Raw genomic sequence first — 17,868 nt, forward strand, 5'->3', positions numbered from 1 at the left:
GAGCGGGAACATGGGCAGGCGCTATGTGGTGCTGGGCGGCGGCGGCTCGTTCGGGCTGCACTGCGCGCAGTACCTGCTCGACCACGCCGCGCCGGAGCGGGTGGTCGGCATCGGCCGCAACCCGCCGAAGCCGGAATGCTTCTCGCTCAACGTCGGCCGCGACGACCCGCGCTATGCCTATCGCGCCTACCATGTCTATTACGAGCAGGACCTGCTGCTGGAAGAGCTGGACCGGATCCGGCCGCAGGTGATCGTCAACTTCGCCGCCCAGGGCGAGGGCGCGGCCTCGTGGACGCACAGCTGGCGCTACTTCGAGACCAACGCGGTGGCGCTGGCCAAGCTGGTCGAGGCGCTGCAGGCCCGCGACTGGCTGGAGCGCTTCATCCACATCGGCACGTCCGAGCTCTACGGCTCGGTCGCCCACGCGGCGAAGGAGGACGATCCGATCCGGCCGACCAGCCCCTATGCGGCGTCGAAGGCGGCGTTCGACCTGCACCTGATCTCTGTCCAGCGCTTCGCCGGCTTTCCGATGAACATCCTGCGCCCGTCCAACGCCTACGGCCCCGGCCAGCAGCTGCACCGGGTGATCCCGAAGGCGATCCTGTTCGGGCTGACCGGACGCAAGCTGCCGCTGCATGGCGGCGGCCGGGCGGAGAAGTCGTACATCCACAGCCGCGACCTCGCCCGCGCCATCCACATGGTGGCGGAGCGGGCGCCGTTCGGCACGGTCTACAACGTCGGGCCCGAGCAGCCGACGTCGATCCGCCGCGTGGTCGAGCTGTGCGCCGAGGCGCTGGACATGCCGTTCGACGACCTGTGCGAGGTGACCGGCGACCGGCTCGGCCAGGATTCGCGCTACTGGCTGGACAGCGCCGCGATCCGGCGCGACGTCGGCTGGACGCCGCAGATCGGCTGGCAGGCGGGCCTGGCCGACACGGTGGCCTGGGTGCGCACCTATCGCGACGCGCTCGCCCGCCTGCCGACCGACTTCGCCATGCGGGCCTGAGCGGGCCGGCGCATGCAGGGTCCCGCCGTCACCGTCGTCATCCCGGTCTTCAACGGCGCTGCCACGCTCGGCGCCGCGCTCGACAGCGTGCTTGCGCAGAGCTTCGCCGACTTCGAGGCGATCGTGGTCGACGATGCCTCCACCGACGACCTCGCCGCGGTGCTGGCCGCCCGCCCCGACCCGCGGCTGCGGCTGCTGCGGCTGGAGGCCAACCGCGGCGCCGGCGGGGCGCGCAACGCCGGCATCGCCGAGGCACGCGGCCGGCTAGTCGCCTTCCTCGACGCCGACGATTTCTGGCACCCGGACAAGCTGGCCCGGCAGGTCCCGTTCCTCGACGGCCTGCCCGCCGACGCCGCCGTCGCCTGCACCGCCTTCGTCCTGCGCCGCGCCGCCACCGGCGTCGAGCGGATCCACCGCCCGGCCTACCGCGCCGACCAGCCGGCCCTGCCGATGCTGGCGTTCGGCTGCGACCTCAGCCCCGGCACCACCCTGCTCGCCCGGCGCGAGGCGTTCCCGGCCGTCGGCCCGTTCGACGAGCGGCTGCGCCGGCTGGAGGACTGGGACTGGCTGCTGCGCTATGCCGCCCGCGGCGCCATCGGCACCCTCGACGCGCCGCTCGCCACCGTCAACGTCACCGGCCCGCCGGACGGCGACCTCACCCTGGCCGCGCTCGACCTGCTGGAGCGCAAGTGGACCCACCACAGCCACAACCTGCTCGGCCCGCATGTGCGCCGGGTGCAGTCGTCGATCTGGGTCGAGCGCGCCGCCGTGCATTTCCGCCGCGGCGAACTGATCGCGCCGATCCGCTGCGTCGCGCGCTCGTTCCGGTATTACCCGCGGCGCAACTGGCGCTTCTTCCTGCGCATGGCCGGCCACCTACTGCGGCCGGGCCGGCGCTGACCGGCCGCGCGGCCTATGCCGTCTGGCGCGACGGGCTGAGCGCCTGCAGCCGGATCGCCCGGCCGGGACGCGCGCCGGTGGCGGTGCCGTCGCGCCATACCGCCCGGCCCGCCACCATCACCAGCGCGATGCCGGCGGCGGGCGAAACCGGCTGCTCCCAGGTGGCGGTGTCGGCGACGGTCGCCGGGTCGAACAGCACCAGGTCGGCGACCGCGCCGGGGCGCAGCACGCCGCGGTCGGTCAGTCCGAAGCGGGAGGCCGGCAGGCCGGTCATCTTGTGCACCGCCTGCTCCAGCGGGAACAGGCCGACGTCGCGGACATAGTGGCCGAGCACCCGCGGGAAGCAGCCCCACAGGCGCGGATGCGGGTGCACGTCGTGCGGCAGCCCGTCGGAGCCGATCATGGTCAGCGGGTGCGCCAGGATGCGGCGCACGTCGTCCTCGTCCATCATGAAGAAGATGCCGCCGGCCGGCAGCAGCGCCGCCACCGCCGCGTCGCGGTCGACCCCCATCTCGGCGGCGATGTCGTCGAGGTCGCGGCCGGCGCAGTCGGGCCGCGCCTCCGACCAGGTCACGATCACCCGCGCCGCGCCCATCACCCGGCCGGAGGCGAGCATGCTGGACCCGGCGACATAGGGGTACGCGTCCATTGCGATCGGCTGTGCCTTCGCCGCCCGCGCGATGGCGGCCAGCGTCTCGGTCGAGCGGCCGAAATTGGCCGGGCCGGCGCATTTGTGATGCGAGATCACCACCGGCACGTCCGCCGCCCGGCCGATACGGAAGGTCTCGTCGAGCGAATCGAGGATATGGTCGGACTCGTCGCGCATATGGGTGGTGTGGATGGCGCCCGCCGCCTTCAGCGCCCCGGCCAGGGCAATCACCTCCTCGGTCGGCGCAGCCGCGGCCGGCGGATAGAACAGGCCGGTGCTCAGCCCGATGGCGCCGGCAGCGAGCGAAGCCTCCAGCCGGCCGCGCATCACCGCGATCTCGCTTGCGCTGGCCGGCCGCTCCAGGCTGTCCATCGCGCCCACCCGCAACGAGGAATGACCGACCTGGGCCAGCACGTTGACTGCCGGCGGCGCCGCGTCGAGCGCGGCGAGATAGTCGGCGAACGCCGCGAAATAGCCGTCGGGCCGCGGGCAGACCAGGTCCATCGGCGCCGGCGGCCGGCGGTCGGTGGCCAGCGGCGCCAGGCTGACGCCGCAGTTGCCGACCACGACCGTGGTGACGCCCTGGCTGACCTTGCAGGCCATGCCCGGGTCGGCCAGCACCGCGCGGTCGTCGTGGGTGTGCACGTCGATGAAGCCGGGCGCCACCGCCATGCCGGCGGCGGCGATCTCGCTGCCGCCGCGCCACTGCGACAGGTCGCCGAGCGCCGCGATGCGGTCGTCGCGGACCGCGATGTCGCCGATCGCCGCCGGCGCAGCGGTGCCGTCGATCAGCCGCACGCCGCGGATCACCAGGTCGGCATGCCCGCTGTCGGGGCCGGGCGTCATTGCACGATCCCTTCCGTTCGCATCGCCGCGCCCCCTATTCCGCCGCCGGCTCGGTCTCGCGGAACGGCTGCGACTCCAGCACGCGGGCGCGCACCCATTCCGCCGCCGTGATCGGCGCATAGAGCGCCGGGTGCGCGCCGTCCTTGCAGGTCGGTATGCATTCGACCACCGCGTCGGGATTGGCGTTGACGAAGAACGGCACGCTCAGCCGGCCGCCGCCGCTGCGGTTGATCGCGCGGTGCGGGTTCGAGCGATAGATGTCGTTGGTCCAGCGCTGCATCAGGTTGGCGATGTTGATGACATAGGTGCCGGGGATCGGCGGCGCCGCCACCCAGGTGCCGTCCAGCGTGCGCACCTCCAGCCCGCCGGAGGCGTCCTGCCACAGGATGGTGAAGGCGTCGAAGTCGGTGTGCTCGCCGATGCCGATGCCCGACAGCGTGTCGGCCGGGTCGAAATCCGGCTGCGGCGGATAGTGCGACAGCCGCAGCCAGGCGGCGCAGCGGTCGAACTTGGGCAGGAAGTAGCGCTCCGGCAGCGCCAGCGCCAGGGCGAAGCCGCGCAGCATCACGTTGGTCAGGTCGAGCATGGCGGCGTAGTAGCGCTCGATGATCGGCCGCAGATCCGGCATGGCCGGCGGCCACTGGTTGGGACCGTAGAAGCCGGTGGCCAGCTCGGCCGCCGTCGCGCCGCGCCGCGGCTCGCGGCCGAAGTCGAGCGACCGTGCAGGTCGCGGCCGCGGCCGGGATTGTGCGCCTCGGACTGCAGCGGCACGTAGCCGCGGAAATGCTCCGACCGCTCGCTGGCGATCGCCATCTTGTCGTCCAGCGGCAGCGCGAAGAAGCGGCGCGCCGTCGCCTCCAGGTCGCCGACCAGCCGGTCCGGCACGCCGTGGTTGGTGACATAGAGGAAGCCGATCCCGCGGCAGGCGCGGTCGATCTCGCGCGCCACCGCCTGCCGGTCGGCTGGGTCCTCCGACCGCAGGCCGGCGATGTCGACCACCGGCACCTCGCGGGTGGACGCGCCGTCGACCGCGCCGGCCACCGCCGTCTGTGAGACCATCCGTCCCTCCCCTGTCTGCCGCGCCGCCGCGCGGGCGGCGCGCGTCACTCTATCGCCAGAACCCGTCGTGCGCCGCCTTGGCCTCGTCCTGCAGCATCGGCCCGACCACCGCGATCGCCCGCTGGCCGGAGCCGAGCACCACCCGGCACGGCAGCGTCGAGGTCGTGTTCTCCGGATGGTTGCCGGTGATCGCCAGCAGCTCCTCCTCGGTCATCGCATACACGACGCGGCCGACGCCCGCCCAATAGGCACTGCCCGCGCACATCGCGCAGGGCTCGCAGCTGGTGTACATCGTGGCACCGGCCAGCAGCTCGCGCGGCAGCCGGCGCGATGCCTCGCTCATCAGCACCAGCTCGGCATGGCGGGTGGCATCGCCCTCGCTGACCACCCGGTTCTCCGCCTCCGCGGCACCGAACCGGACGCGTCGGCCAGGATGGCGCCGAACGGGTGGTTGCCGTTGGCCCGCGACCGTCGCGACACCGCGATCGCCCGGCGCAGCAACGTCTCGTCCAGATGCGTCGGCCAACCGGTCATCACCGCCCCCGCCATTGTCTGCACCGCATGTTCTGCAATGCGCGGGCCGGACGCAACGGACACATGACCGCGCCCCGCGCCCGTCGGCGGTTGCATCGCCCCGGGCACTGGCATATCCGTTGCTTCGAGGGTCGCACGACGCACGGACGAAAGCAGGGGGAGACGACGATGGCGAAGTTCCTGACAACGGCCGGCCTGGCGACCGGCGCCATGCTGGCGGCGGGCGCCGCCGGCGCCCAGGTCACGCTGGACGGCGAGCCGAAGATCGCCTTCCTCTACTACTCGGCCACCAACGACGGCGGCTGGACCGAGGCGCTGGACCGCGGCCGGCTGAAGATGCAGGAGGCCCTGGGCCTCGAGGCCGCCTATATCGAGAATGTCGAGGAGACCACCGAGGCGGTGCGGCAGGCGGTCGATATCTACCTCAGCCGCGGCTACAACATCATCATCGGCACCAGTTACGGCTTCGGCGACGGGCTGAAGGAGGCGGCGGAGGCCAATCCCGGCGTCGCCTTCCTCAACGTCGCCGGCGAGACCGACGCGCCGAACCTGGAAACCTTCTACGCCCGCACCTACCAGCCCTGGTACCTGGCCGGCATGGCCGCCGGCGCGATGAGCGAGAGCGGCACCATCGGCATCGTCGCCGGCTTCCCGGTCTCGGTGGTCAACTGGGACGTCAACGCCTTTGCCCGCGGTGCGCAGGCGATGAACCCGGACGTCGCGGTCATCGTCACCTTCCTCAACAGCTGGTACGACCCGGTCAAGGAAGGCCAGGCGGCGGAGGCGATCCTGGAGCAGGGCGCCGACGTGATCGCGACCAACATGTCGTCGACCGCTGCGGTGGTGAAGGCGGAAGAGGCCGGCGCCGGGTCGATCGGCTTCCAGAACGACATGAGCGCGGCGGCGCCGACGAAGCACCTGACCTCGGTCGTGTTCAACTGGGAGACCTACTTCGTGCCGGTGGTCCAGCACATCACGGCGGGCAACTGGGTCAGCGGCGGCCTGCCGCTGGTCGGCCTGGAATACGGCACCGCCGACATCACCCCGCTGAATGACGCGGTGCCGGCCGAGGTGGCGGAGCGGATCATGGCGACGCGCGCCGCCTTCGCCGACGGCAGCGCCACCCCCTATGACGGCCCGGTGGTGGCCCAGGACGGCACCGAGATCGTGCCGGCCGGCCAGGCCCTGGACGACGACGGGCTCTGGGGCATGACCTACCTGGTGCAGGGCATCACCGGCTCGATCCCGGAATAGCCCGCACCGCCATGGCCGGCGCCCAGCCGATGGCCGCGGCAGCCGCGCCGGCCGCCAGCCCCACGGGCGCCGCGATCGCCATCGTCGACGCCTGGAAGGCCTTCGACGGCCGGCCGGCGCTGGCCGGCGCCGCCTTCGAGGCCGGCTATGGCGAGGTGCATGCGCTGCTCGGCGAGAACGGCGCCGGCAAGTCGACGCTGATGAACCTGGTCTGCGGCCTGTATGCGCCGGACGAGGGCCGGATCGAGATCGGCGGCCGGCCGTTCGCCGAGCCCGATCCGCGGGCGGCGGCGCGGCGCGGCGTCGGCATGGTCCACCAGCATTTCAAGCTGATCCCCCGCTTCACAGCGGCGGAGAACATCCTGGTCGCCTGCGGGCCGGCGCTGGGCCTGCGCAACCGGCGCGAGGCGGCGGCGCGGCTGACCGAGACCGCCGCCACGCTCGGCTTCGCCGTCGACGTCGCCACGCCGGTGGCCGCGCTGTCCACCGCCGAGCGCCAGCGGATCGAAATCCTGCGCCTGCTGCTGCTCGACGCCCGCATCCCGATCCTCGACGAGCCGACCGCGGTGCTGACCGACGACGAGGCCGAGGCGGTGCTGCGGCTGATGCGCCGGCTGGCCGCCGACGGCCGCGCCGTCGTGCTGATCACCCACCGGCTGCGCGAGGTGCAGGGCCATGCCGACCGCGTGACCGTGATGCGGGCCGGCCGCACGGTGCTGGCCGGCGCCCCCTGTTCCGCCCACGACCGGGCCAGCCTGGCCGCGCTGATGGTCGGCGGCGGCGCCGCGCCGGCCGATGTGCTCGACGTCGCGGCCGAGGACGACCGTGCCGGCGCCGCCGTGGCCGAGGCGCCGGCACGGGCCGTGCGGCTGGCGGCCCGCGGCCTGCGCGTGCTGCGCCACGATGGCGGCGTCGCCGTCGACGGCATCGACATCGACCTGCGCGCCGGCGAGATCGTCGGCATCGCCGGAGTGGGCGGCAACGGCCAGGACGCGCTGGTCGAGGCGCTGTACGGCCTGCGCCCGGTCGCCGGCGGCACGCTGGATCTCGACGGCCGGCCGCTGGCCCATGCGCCGATCGCCGCCCGCCGCGCGATGGGCCTCCGGATCGTGCCGGCCGACCGCAACGACTTCGCACTGATCCCCGGCTTCCGCGCCTATGAGAACCTGGCGCTGACCGAGGTGCCGGCCGGCGGCTACGGCTTCTGGACCGGCCTGCGCCGCGGCCGGATGGCCGCCGAGGCGGCGCGCGCGATGGCGGCGCGGGCCATCGTCGGCGGCGGGCCGCGCACGCCGTCGCGCCTGCTGTCCGGCGGCAATGCGCAGAAGCTGCTGCTGGCCCGCGAGCTTGCCGCCCACGGCGCCATCGCACCCAACGTGCTGATCGCCCATTCGCCGACCCGCGGGCTCGACGTCGCCGCCTGCGCCGCCGTGCACCAGGCGCTGTTCGACCTGTGCGCGGCCGGCGGCGCCTGCCTGCTGGTCAGCGAGGACCTGGACGAGGTGATGGCGATCGCCGACCGCATCGGCGTGCTGTCGCGCGGGCGGCTGGCCGGCCCCTATCCGCGAGCGGAGATCGGCCGCGGCCGGATCGGCGACCTGATGCTGGGCCACGCCTGACCATGTTCGACCGGCTGACGCTGACCGCTCGCCAGCGGATATCGCCCCTGCGCCAGGGCGCGGTGCTGGCCGCCGGCATCCTGCTCGGCCTCGCCATCGCCGCCGCCGTGCTGGCGCTCAACGGCGTCGGCCCTTCGGCCATCGTCGACGAGTTCGTGCTCTACGTCTTCACCACAGAAAGCGGGCTGGCCCAGGCGCTGACCCGCGCGGTGGCGCTGTGCCTGGTCGGCCTCGGCGCGGTGTTCGCGCTGAAGCTGCGCTTCTGGAACATCGGCGTCGACGGCCAGGCCTGGGTCGGCGCCATCGCCGCCAGCTGGATCGCCATCGACGACATCGGGCCGCCGGGCATAAGGCTGGCGCTGATGCTGGCGGCCGGCGCGCTGGCCGGCGCGCTGTGGATCGGCCTGCCCGCGCTGCTCAAGCTCAGGCTCGGCGTCAGCGAGGTGGTGTCGACCCTGATGCTGACCTATGTCGCCTTCCAGGCGGCGGAGCAGCTGCTCTACGGCCCCTGGCGCGACCCCGATACCGGCTTCCCGGTCTCGCCCGCCTTCGACGAGGGGATCGAACGGCTGGGCCAGGTCGGGCTCGGCCACCTGCACGCCGGCGTCTGGATCGCGCTCGCCGCCGCCGTCGCCGCGGTCGCGCTGCTGCAGGGCAGCCGGTTCGGCTTCTATGCCGCCGCGGTCGGCCACAACCCGCGCGCCGCCCGCGCCGCCGGGATGCCGCTGACCTGGACGCTGGCGATCGGCGTCGGCTGCTCCGGGCTGCTCGCCGGGCTGGCCGGCGCCACCGTCGTCGCCGGCCAGGAATACCACCTGACCCGCTACATCGCCGGCGACTTCACCTTCAGCGCGATCCTGATCGCGCTGCTGGCCCGGCTGAGCCCGCTGGCGGTGCTGCCGGTCGGGCTGGTGCTGGCCGGCATCTACGTCTCCGGCGACGCGCTGAAGGCGTTCTACCAGCTGCCGCTCGCCGTCATCCAGGTGATCGAGGCGGTGATCCTGCTCAGCGTCGTGCTGCTCGACTTCTTCGCCCGCTACCAGCTGCACCTGGCGCCGCGTCCGGCCGCCGCCGCATTCGCCGCACCGGCGACGCCCGCAGCGTCCTCCCCCGCTACGGCGGAAGACTGAGGAGGGAGCATGGCTGAAACGGCTGCAACCGCACGCACTGCCGGCAAGCGGCCACTTGCACGCAGATCATGGCGGGGGCCGGGACCGTCGCGCCGGCGGGCGTCATGGGTTGCGGGCAACGGTCGGTTCGACTTGGCGGTGCCGCACCGCCCGGTCATGGCGAAGATAGGCTGACGCCATGGAGTTCGTCGTCAACTGGCTGGCCGCCACACCGGGGCATGCGACGCCGCTGCTGCTGGCCGCGCTCGGCCTGATCCTCAACGAGCGCGCCGGCGTGCTCAACCTCGGCGCCGAGGGCATGATGCTGTGCGGCGCCATGGCCGGGGCGATCGCGGCGTTGGGCGGCGGCGGCGCCTGGGCCGGACTGGCGGCCGCCGCCGGCGGCGGGATGCTGCTGGCGTTGGCGTTCGGCGTCGCGGTCGTCGTGTTCCGCACCGAGCAGGTGGTGACCGGGCTGATCATGGTGGCGCTCGGCGCCGGCCTGACCGGGCTGATCGGCCGCGACTTCACCAACCAGACCCTGCCCGGCCTGCCGGCGCTGGCGCTGCGCCAGGACGCGATGGTCTGGCTGACCCTGGCGCTGACCGCCGCGCTGTGGTGGTGGTTCGCGCGGTCGCGCGCCGGCCTCCGGCTCACCGCCGTCGGCGAGGACCCGGCGGCGGCCGACGCCATGGGCATCGGCGTGCAGGGCACCCGCCTCGCCGCCATTCTCGGCGGCGGCGCGCTGTGCGGGCTGGCCGGCGGCTATCTCGCCATCGTCAGCAGCCAGGTGTGGACCGAGGGTATGACCCAGGGCCGCGGCTGGATCGCGGTCGGGCTGGTCATCTTCGCGCGCTGGCGTCCGCCGCTGGCGCTGGCCGGCGCGCTGCTGTTCGGCGCCATCGAGGCGGCGATTCCGCGCATGCAGGCGGTCGGCGGCGACGTGCCGGTGTATCTGATGACCATGCTGCCCTATCTCGCCACGCTGGCGGTGCTGGTGCTGGCCGGGCTGCGCCGCCGCCGCAGCGACGAGCCCGCCGCGCTCGGCCGCCCCTATCTGCGCCAGGACCGCCATGACTGACCCAGACATCGACATCGACATCGAAGCGCTGCGCGGCTGGATCGGCCGCAGCATCGTCGCTTCGGACACCATCGACCCCTGGCACGCCGCGGCGATGCACGCCGCACTCGACCGCGACGGGCCGGCGCCGGCGCCGGGCCGCCCGCTGCCGGCGGGCTGGCACTGGCTGTTCTTCCGCGAGGCGGCACCGGCGCGCAGCCTCGACCGCGACGGCCACGCCGCACGCGGCGACTTCCTGCCGCCGGTGCCGCTGCCGCGGCGGATGTGGGCCGGCGGCCGCATCGCCTGGCATGCGCCGCTGCCGGTCGGCGCCGCCGCGACCCGGCGCACAGCGATCCAGGACGTCGCGCTGAAGCGGGGCACCAGCGGGCCGCTGGTGTTCGTCACCGTCGCGCACGAGATCGCGGTCGACGGCGCGCCGGTGCTGCGCGAGGAGCACGACATCGTCTATCGCGGCCGCGGCGAGGCGCCGCCGGCCGCACCCGCGCCGGCCGCGCCGGCCGCACCGTGGCAGCGCACGCTGGCGCCGGACCCGGTGCTGCTGTTCCGCTATTCGGCGCTGACCTTCAACGGCCACCGCATCCACTACGACATCGACTATTGCCGCGACGTCGAGGGCTATCCGGGGCTGGTGGTGCACGGGCCGCTGACCGCCACGCTGCTGATGGCGATCGCCGCCGACAACGCCGGCGGCCGCCCGCTCGCCGCCTTCGCCTTCCGTGCCCGCGCGCCGCTGTTCTGCGGCGAGACGCTGGCATTGTCGGGCGGGCTCGACGATGATCGCGCCGGCGCCTTCAGGGTCGCGGCGCACGGGCCGGCCGGCCGGCTGGTGATGACCGCCGAGGGACGGCTTGCAGAGCAGTGAGGGGGAACGGATGAGCGGCATCGAGGGTCTGGAGCGGCGGACGGCCGCCGATGTGGGGCGGGCGATCGCGGGCGGGCTCGACCCGGTGGCGGTGGCCGAGTTCTTCCTGGAGCGGATCGCGGCCTCGCCGGACCAGGCCGTGTTCCTGCACGTCGCCGCTGCGCGGGCCCGGCGCGAGGCAGAGGCCAGCCGCCGCCGCCACGCCGAGGGCCGCCCGCTCGGCCCGCTCGACGGCGTGCCGATCTCGTGGAAGGACCTGGTCGACGTCGCCGGCACGCCGACCACCGCCGCGTCCGCCCTGCGCCGCGACATCGCCCCGGCAACGGCCGACGCCGCCGCCGTTGCCAACGCCACGGCGGCCGGCATGGTCAACCTGGGCAAGGTCAACCTGACCGAGTTCGCCTACTCCGGCCTCGGCCTCAACCCGCATTACGGCACGCCGATCAACCCGCACGACCCGGAGACGCCGCGCGCGCCCGGCGGCTCGTCCTCCGGTTCCGCGGTCAGCGTCGCGCGCGGGCTGGTGCCGATCTCGGTCGGCTCCGACACCGGCGGCTCGGTGCGCATCCCGGCCGCGTTCAACGGGCTGGTCGGCTGCAAGTCGTCGGAAGGCCGCATTCCCAAGACCGGCGTGGTCGCGCTGTCGCCGACGCTGGACACGCTCGGCCTGCTCGCCCGCTCGGTCGAGGACTGCATCCTGGCGGACGCCGCGCTGCGCGGCGTGACGCCGCCGTCGCTGCCGGTTCCCGACGTCGCGGCCCTGCGCTTCGTGCTGGCGCCGAACGTGGTCATGGACGGGGTCGAAGACGCGGTCGCCGACAACCTGGAAAAGGCGGTGTCGCGGCTGTCGGCCGCCGGGGCCAGGATCGAGCGGCGCACGCTGCCGATGTTCGACGCCATGGTGGCGACCACCGCGGCGCACGGCTCGCTGACCGCGGCCGAGGCCTACTGGGTGCACCGCGACCTGGTCGACGGCCCGGACGTCGGGCGCATCGACCGCCGCGTGGTCGCCCGCATCATGGGCGGCAAGAAGATGTCGGCGCACGACCTCGTCGCCGTCCAGCAGGCGCGCATCGCGCAGATCGCCGCGCTGGAGGCCGCCCTCGACGGGGCGTTGCTGGTGGTGCCGACCACGCCGCACGTGGCGCCGGAGATCGCCCCGCTGGAGGCCGACGACGACCTGTTCCACAAGGTCAACCTGAAGACCCTGCGCAACACCATGCTGGGCAATTTCCTCGCCACGCCGGGGCTGGCGCTGCCGACCGGCACCGACGGCCACGGCATGCCGACCAGCATGCTGGTGTCCGCAACCGCCGGCCAGGACGAACGCCTGCTCGCCGCCGGCATCGCGATCGAGCGCTGCCTGGCCGGCTGACCGGCGCCGCGCGGGCACACCGGTTTGCGCGACGCCGATCGGGGCTGCGTTTGAACGACGGCAGCTCCGCGGGTAGGTACGGGCGGCGGCGGCAAATCCTGCGGCGCACCGGGTAAGAAACCACATCGGCCGGCGGTGGCGCGTCGGCCGTAAATTCGCCGCCTTTGCCGGCCAGGCTGTGCAATGAACGACGGCGGCTCCGGTCCCAGCAACGGACTTGGAGCCAAGACGATGATCTACGATCTTCCGGCGACCACCCTGGTCGTCGCCGCCCTTTCGGTTCTGGCCGCCGGGTGCCAGGCGCACCGCGACCACGACAACAACCCGCCGGGCCCACTCGGCGGTGTCGGCACCAACTGGGAGAACCCGCCCGGCCCCGCCGGCGGCCCCGGCACCTCGCCCGACCGCTGACACGGGCCGGCAACTGTGCGGGACCGCGCCGGACGCGGGGGTCCGGCCCGGGCCGGGCGGGGGCCGTCGGCTCAGCCGGCCTTGACCTCGATCTTCTTCTCGGGCTTCCGCGCCTCGGGCTTCTTCGGCAGCATCACGGTCAGCACGCCCTTGTCGAAGCGGGCCGCGATCTTGTCGGCGTCGACGCCCTCAGGCACCCGGAAGCTGCGCTCGAACGAACCGTAGCGCCGCTCCTTGAGATAGAAGTTCTTGTCCTTCTGCTCGGACTCCTCCTTCTTCTCGCCCCTGATGGTCAGGCTGCCGTTGGACAGCTTCACCTCGATGTCCTTCTCGGCCATGCCCGGCAGCTCGGCATTGACCTCGTAGCCGTCGTCCTTCTCGACCACGTCGACCGCGGGCGCCGCGCCGAGGCCCGCGCCGGTGCGGCGGAACGGCTCGATGTCGAAGAAGGAGCGCGGAAAGCGCCAGCCGCCGCTGCCGAAGTCCTCGAACAGCCGGTCGACCTCGCGGCGCAGGCTCTCGAACGGGTGCCGGCCTTCCGGCACCGGCTCGGCGGCCTTGGATTCGCTCGCGACGGGAACGTTCTTTGATTTCTCAGCCATCGTGCACATCCCCCATAGCTGGAAAAAGGGCGACGGCCGCACCCTATGGCGTTGGCGCACGGGGCGGGTTGACGCCGATCAACGGTCGCCCGGGTCCCCGGACACGCCCTTCGCCCGCCGACCATGTCCGTTGACCGCCGCCGCGCCCATTGCCAAGCTTCGGTCGCGCGATCCCGTCCGGGCGGTTCATGGCTGTGCAAGACAGTCCGACCGGGCGGGACGCTGGCGATGGCCGCGTCCCGTCGCGGCCGGTTCTCGGGTCGGGGCAATGCAGCAGGCCCATGGAAGCGAACGCCGCAGGGCGCCGTCGACCGCCGCCGCCGCATCGCGGCCGGACGGCCTGAACCGGGGCGAGTTGCTGGCGCTGCTCGCCTTCATCGAGGAAACGCGCGCGTCGGCGGAGAGCTGCCTGCACGTTCCCGCGCCGGACCCGGTCTGGCGCGTGGTGCTGCATCTGGTCCGGCGCCACCTTGACGGCAAGCTGGTTACGATCACCAGCCTGGCCGCAATCGCAGGCGTTCCTTACACCACGGCGCTGCGCACGATCCGGCGGCTGGTGGCCGCCGGGCTGATCGTCCAGCAGCCCCGCTCGCGCAGCGGGCGCAGCTTTGCGCTGCACCCCAGCAAGGCCTTGCTGGACCATGTCGAATCCTTCGCGCGCCGTATCAAGGGGCTGGTGGGCGAAGCCATCGGGATCGACACGGGGGCGCCCGACGAGAACGGGTTCTACTTCGGCCGGGCCTATTCCGCGGCCGGCATCATTCCGCCGCCGACGGCGAATGCGGCGGCGGCCGTCAAGACGGGCATTCTGCGATTCTCGGTCTATCCGGATCCGGTGTTCCTGATCATCGACGAGATGCAGGACCGGTTGCGCGGCCTGACCGGTGTGGCGTGGGAGATCGAGAAGTTCAAGATCGACCGGCTGCGCGAATGCACGCTGGCGAACGCCGTCCTCCCGGTGTCGGAAATCGACGTGCTTGCGGTCGATTTTCCGTGGATGGGCGAGTATGTCGGCGCCGGCGTCCTGCTGCCGCTCGACGACCTGATCGCGCGCAGCCGCCTCAACCGGCTCGACTTCCATCCCGCGGCCTGGGAAGCCGGCTCCTATGGCGGCCGGCAATACGGCATCCCCATCCAGCCGACCGCGGAACTGCTCTGGTACCGCAGAGACCTGCTCGAACGGCGCGGACTGCCGTCGCCGACGGACGTCGACGGCGTGCTGCGCGCCGCCCGCGCCCTGCACCGCCCGGCGATCGGGCTCAACGGCATCGTCTTCAGTGCGGCGCGGGCCACGCCTCTGGCCAACACGTTCATCCACCTGATGGGCGCATTCGGCCGGCCGCCGTTCAACCTGCGCCGGATCGGCACCTATTTCGACGTCACCCACATCGAGGGCGAGGATCTGCGGCCAACCTTCGACAGCGAGGAAGGACGCAATGCCGCCACCTATCTGAAGGAGCTGTCGGCCTATTCGCCGCCCGGCCTGCTGGCCATGGATTGGGACGACTGCGCGACGGCCTTCGCCGAGGGCCAAGTCGCTATGTGCTACAACTGGTCGTGCCGCGCCAGCGCGATCGGCCGGGTTGCCGGCTCGCCAGCGGCGGGCAACACGTCCTTCTTGCCCCATCCCGCCGGCCGGCCGGGGCTGTCGCGCTCGCCCATCGGCGGGTCGGTGCTGGCGATTCCGGCCAACATCGATCCGGCCCGGATCGATGCCGCCTGGACGGTGATCGAGAAACTGACCGCGCCGGCGACGATGAAGCTCTATGTCCAGCACGGCTGCACGGTCAGTGCCCGTTTCAGCGTCAGCGCCGATCCCGAGGTCGTGGCCGCCAGCCCGGTGATCGCGGTGGTCGACCGGCTGGCGCAGACCGGCCAGCTGCAGATCTGGCAGCGCCCGCCGGTGCCGGAATTCTCCGACACTATCCGGGTGGTCGGAACGGAGATGCACGCCATGCTGCGCGGCGATCAGAGCCCGCAGGACAGCATCCGGCGGGTCCAGCATCAGGTCGACAGTCTTATGCGACAGCACGGACATTATTGAAATAGAATGGAAAGTTCATTTCGGATATCTGCACTGTTCTGCCACCGCGCAAGTTTTGCGAGCCTGTCACGCACAATCTGAACCGGGCCGACTTCGAGCCCGGACACGGTGATGCCGCGCGCCGAATGGCGCCCGGCGCCGGGCGTGCCCTGGGGCATTGCCGCGGTCGTTCCCAACTGGGGAGGAGACGACATCATGACGGCGAACAAGACGGTGACGGGCCTGCGGGCGCTGATGGTCGGCGCGGCGTCGGCCGCCGTGCTGTGCGCATTCGGCGCAACGGCACAGGCCGAAGGCGTGCTGAACGGCCAGACCATCCGCATCATCGGCATCAGCGATCCCGTGTTCCAGGTGATGCAGAAGATCCACGGCCAGCTGGAGGAGATGGCCGGCGGCACGATCGAGCTCGACGTGCGGCCGTTCGACGTGCTGCGCCAGCAGATCCTGCTGAACGCCGACAACTCGGAATCGGCCTATGACATCGTTGCCATCGACCTGCCGCAGTTCGGCGAATACAAGGGCTTTCTCCGCGACCTCAGCCCGATGATCGAAGCCAGCGGCATGGACATGTCCGACTTCTATCCGGCCGCGGCCGAGGGCGCCGTCCACGACGGCCGGACGCTCGGCATCTCGATCCAGCCGCATCCGGAGATCCTGGCATACCGGACCGACCTGTTCGAGGCCGCGGGATTGGCGCCGCCGGAGACCACCGCCGACGTCCTCGCCGCCGCCAAGGCGCTGCACGGCTCGCGCGACGGCCTGGCCGGCATCTGCTGGAACGCAGCGCGCGGAACCGCGCTGGGCCAGACCTTCATCCAGGTGCTCGGCGCGCACGGCCACCCGCCGATCCATCTGACCGAGACCAGCCCGCAGCACTTCGACATCGGCGCCATCACGGCCGAGAACATGCATCCGTGGCTCGACGACGCGGCGGCGCAGGAGACCGCACAGTACCTGGTCGACCTGATGCCCTACTCGCCGCCGGGCATCCTTAACATGGCATGGGACGAGCGGGTGCGCGTCTTCGCCCAGGGCGGCTGCGCGATGACCTATATCTGGTCGGGCCGGTCGGCGATCTACGAGCTCGACCCCGAGGCCGAGGCCCGCGGCAATGTCGCCTACCTGCCCCACCCGCGCGGCGCCAGCGGTCGCAACGTCTCGACGCTGGGCGGCTGGTACGTCGGCATTCCGACCAACGTGCCGGAGGACCGGGTCGAGCTGGCCTGGAAGGTCATCGAGTGGCTGACCAGCCCGGAGATGATGACGCTGTACACCGAGAACGGCGACTGCGTGTCGCCGCGGTTCAGCGTGGCCGCGGACCCGGAGGTCGTCGCCCGTTGTCCGTCGATCGCCGCCGTCGACCAGATGGCGCGCAACGACCAGATCGCCGCCTGGCAGCGCCCGCCAGTGCCGGAACTGCAGGCGATCGTCGACGTGCTCGGCTCGGAGATGCACGAAATGATCTCCGGCGACAAGACGCCGGCCGAGGCGATCGAGGAATCGCAGAGCCAGGTCGACCGCATCATGATGCGGGCCGGCTACTACTGAGCCGCTGACCCGCTCGGCCCAACCGTTGAGCGACGCCGGTCCGGCTCTCGTGGCCGGGCCGGCGCGCGTGCGACCGGATCCCCGATGAAGCTGACCTCCGACGCGCGGCGCACGGCTTGGATGCTGATCAGCCCGGCCGTTGTCGTCCTGCTGCTGATCAACCTGTTCCCGATCGTCTTCGCCGTCTACATCAGCCTGCACCAGTGGCAACTCGGCGGCGGCAAGGCGCCGCGCTACGACGGCTTGTTCAACTACGAGGACCTGCTGTTCTACGACGACCGCTTCTGGAACAGCATCGTCGTCTCGCTGGTCTTCGTCACCGTCGCCGTCGCGGTCGAATTCGTGCTCGGCTTCCTGCTGGCCTTCCTGTTCAGCGCGAAGGTCCGCGGCCTCGGCACCCTGCGCAAGATCTACATCCTGCCGATCATGGTCATGCCGATGGTGGCCGGCCTGGTCTGGTTCTACATGTTCAACGAGAATTTCGGGGTGGTGAACTGGCTGGTCACCCTGTTCGGCTCGGAACGGCTCGGCTTCCTCACCGACAACGCGCTGGCGATGGTCAGCCTGGTGATCGCCGACATGTGGCAATGGACGCCGTTCGTCATGCTGGTGCTGTTCGCCGCCATCCAGTCGCTGCCGGAATATGTCTACGAGGCCGCCAAGATGGACGGGCTCGACCGGTGGCAGACCTTCTGGCGCGTCACCGTGCCGTTGCTGCGGCCGGCGATGATCATCGTGGTGCTGATCCGCTTCGTCGATGCCTTCCGCATGGTCGAGCTCGTGTTCATGATGACCCAGGGCGGCCCCGGCGGCCGCACCGAGGTGATGCCCTGGTACCTCTACACCACCGGTTTCCGGTCGATGCAGCTCGGCTACGCCGCGGCGATGGCGGTGCTGATGATCGTGCTGATCACGATCCTGACCCAGTTGTTCGTCCGCCGCCTCGGCTATCGCGAGGCCTGAGCG

The 17,868-nt window shown here is 72.1% G+C and carries 16 protein-coding genes and 1 pseudogene; 12 read left to right on the forward strand and 5 right to left on the reverse strand.

The annotated features are described in order from the left end of the window. The first annotated feature begins 10 nt into the window (after nucleotides 1-10). Complete coding sequence (locus R3F55_00505; protein MEZ5665925.1) at nucleotides 11-1,006, forward strand: NAD-dependent epimerase/dehydratase family protein; 996 nt, start codon at nucleotides 11-13, stop codon at nucleotides 1,004-1,006. A gap of 12 nt (nucleotides 1,007-1,018) precedes the next feature. Beyond that, complete coding sequence (locus R3F55_00510) at nucleotides 1,019-1,906, forward strand: glycosyltransferase family 2 protein (GenBank protein ID MEZ5665926.1); 888 nt, start codon at nucleotides 1,019-1,021, stop codon at nucleotides 1,904-1,906. A 13-nt stretch (nucleotides 1,907-1,919) separates the two neighbouring features. Here R3F55_00510 and R3F55_00515 read toward each other — a convergent pair whose 3' ends face one another. Genes R3F55_00515 through R3F55_00530 form a run of 4 tightly spaced genes read right to left on the reverse strand, consistent with a single transcriptional unit; the run spans nucleotide 1,920 to nucleotide 4,848 of the window. Next, entirely contained in the window at nucleotides 1,920-3,401 is a 1,482-nt protein-coding gene (locus R3F55_00515) for a D-aminoacylase (protein ID MEZ5665927.1), read from the reverse strand. Between the two features lie 34 nt (nucleotides 3,402-3,435). Continuing rightward, on the reverse strand, nucleotides 3,436-4,029 hold the full coding sequence (locus R3F55_00520; GenBank protein ID MEZ5665928.1) for a 2OG-Fe(II) oxygenase family protein: 594 nt from the start codon (nucleotides 4,027-4,029) through the stop codon (nucleotides 3,436-3,438). Continuing rightward, entirely contained in the window at nucleotides 3,975-4,460 is a 486-nt protein-coding gene (locus R3F55_00525) for a 2-oxoglutarate and iron-dependent oxygenase domain-containing protein (protein MEZ5665929.1), read from the reverse strand. The genes R3F55_00520 and R3F55_00525 overlap by 55 nt, the downstream gene beginning before the upstream one ends. Nucleotides 4,461-4,509: 49 nt before the next feature. Then, nucleotides 4,510-4,848 (reverse strand): nucleoside deaminase, encoded by a 339-nt coding sequence (locus tag R3F55_00530; GenBank protein MEZ5665930.1) that lies wholly within the window; start codon nucleotides 4,846-4,848, stop codon nucleotides 4,510-4,512. A gap of 314 nt (nucleotides 4,849-5,162) precedes the next feature. Between R3F55_00530 and R3F55_00535 the strand changes: the two genes are divergently transcribed. From R3F55_00535 to R3F55_00565, 7 genes and pseudogenes are all read left to right on the forward strand, one after another. Then, nucleotides 5,163-6,248: a BMP family ABC transporter substrate-binding protein gene (locus R3F55_00535; protein MEZ5665931.1), complete on the forward strand. Its 1,086-nt coding sequence runs from the start codon at nucleotides 5,163-5,165 to the stop codon at nucleotides 6,246-6,248. A gap of 29 nt (nucleotides 6,249-6,277) precedes the next feature. Further along, entirely contained in the window at nucleotides 6,278-7,867 is a 1,590-nt protein-coding gene (locus R3F55_00540; protein MEZ5665932.1) for an ATP-binding cassette domain-containing protein, read from the forward strand. A gap of 2 nt (nucleotides 7,868-7,869) precedes the next feature. Beyond that, nucleotides 7,870-8,997 (forward strand): ABC transporter permease, encoded by a 1,128-nt coding sequence (locus tag R3F55_00545; GenBank protein MEZ5665933.1) that lies wholly within the window; start codon nucleotides 7,870-7,872, stop codon nucleotides 8,995-8,997. Nucleotides 8,998-9,175: 178 nt separating this feature from the next. Further along, nucleotides 9,176-10,057 carry an ABC transporter permease gene (locus tag R3F55_00550; GenBank protein MEZ5665934.1) on the forward strand — a complete coding sequence of 294 codons (882 nt, stop codon included), beginning with the start codon at nucleotides 9,176-9,178 and terminating at the stop codon, nucleotides 10,055-10,057. Further along, nucleotides 10,050-10,922 carry a MaoC family dehydratase N-terminal domain-containing protein gene (locus tag R3F55_00555; protein MEZ5665935.1) on the forward strand — a complete coding sequence of 291 codons (873 nt, stop codon included), beginning with the start codon at nucleotides 10,050-10,052 and terminating at the stop codon, nucleotides 10,920-10,922. The genes R3F55_00550 and R3F55_00555 overlap by 8 nt, the downstream gene beginning before the upstream one ends. A 10-nt stretch (nucleotides 10,923-10,932) precedes the next feature. Continuing rightward, complete coding sequence (locus tag R3F55_00560) at nucleotides 10,933-12,297, forward strand: amidase (protein ID MEZ5665936.1); 1,365 nt, start codon at nucleotides 10,933-10,935, stop codon at nucleotides 12,295-12,297. Nucleotides 12,298-12,528: 231 nt separating this feature from the next. After that, nucleotides 12,529-12,705: pseudogene (locus tag R3F55_00565) on the forward strand (hypothetical protein). 74 nt (nucleotides 12,706-12,779) lie between these two features. Here the strand turns inward: R3F55_00565 and R3F55_00570 are convergent. Continuing rightward, on the reverse strand, nucleotides 12,780-13,310 hold the full coding sequence (locus R3F55_00570) for an Hsp20/alpha crystallin family protein (GenBank protein MEZ5665937.1): 531 nt from the start codon (nucleotides 13,308-13,310) through the stop codon (nucleotides 12,780-12,782). Here R3F55_00570 and R3F55_00575 point away from each other — a divergent pair. The 3 genes from R3F55_00575 (at nucleotide 13,267) to R3F55_00585 (ending at nucleotide 17,865) form a co-directional block, all read left to right on the forward strand. After that, entirely contained in the window at nucleotides 13,267-15,354 is a 2,088-nt protein-coding gene (locus tag R3F55_00575; protein ID MEZ5665938.1) for an extracellular solute-binding protein, read from the forward strand. The genes R3F55_00570 and R3F55_00575 overlap by 44 nt on opposite strands. Nucleotides 15,355-15,549: 195 nt before the next feature. Next, complete coding sequence (locus R3F55_00580) at nucleotides 15,550-16,902, forward strand: sugar ABC transporter substrate-binding protein (GenBank protein MEZ5665939.1); 1,353 nt, start codon at nucleotides 15,550-15,552, stop codon at nucleotides 16,900-16,902. An 84-nt stretch (nucleotides 16,903-16,986) separates the two neighbouring features. After that, nucleotides 16,987-17,865 carry a sugar ABC transporter permease gene (locus tag R3F55_00585; protein MEZ5665940.1) on the forward strand — a complete coding sequence of 293 codons (879 nt, stop codon included), beginning with the start codon at nucleotides 16,987-16,989 and terminating at the stop codon, nucleotides 17,863-17,865. Nucleotides 17,866-17,868: the final 3 nt, after the last annotated feature.

Source organism: Alphaproteobacteria bacterium (assembly GCA_041396705.1).
Lineage (GTDB): Bacteria > Pseudomonadota > Alphaproteobacteria > CALKHQ01 > CALKHQ01 > CALKHQ01.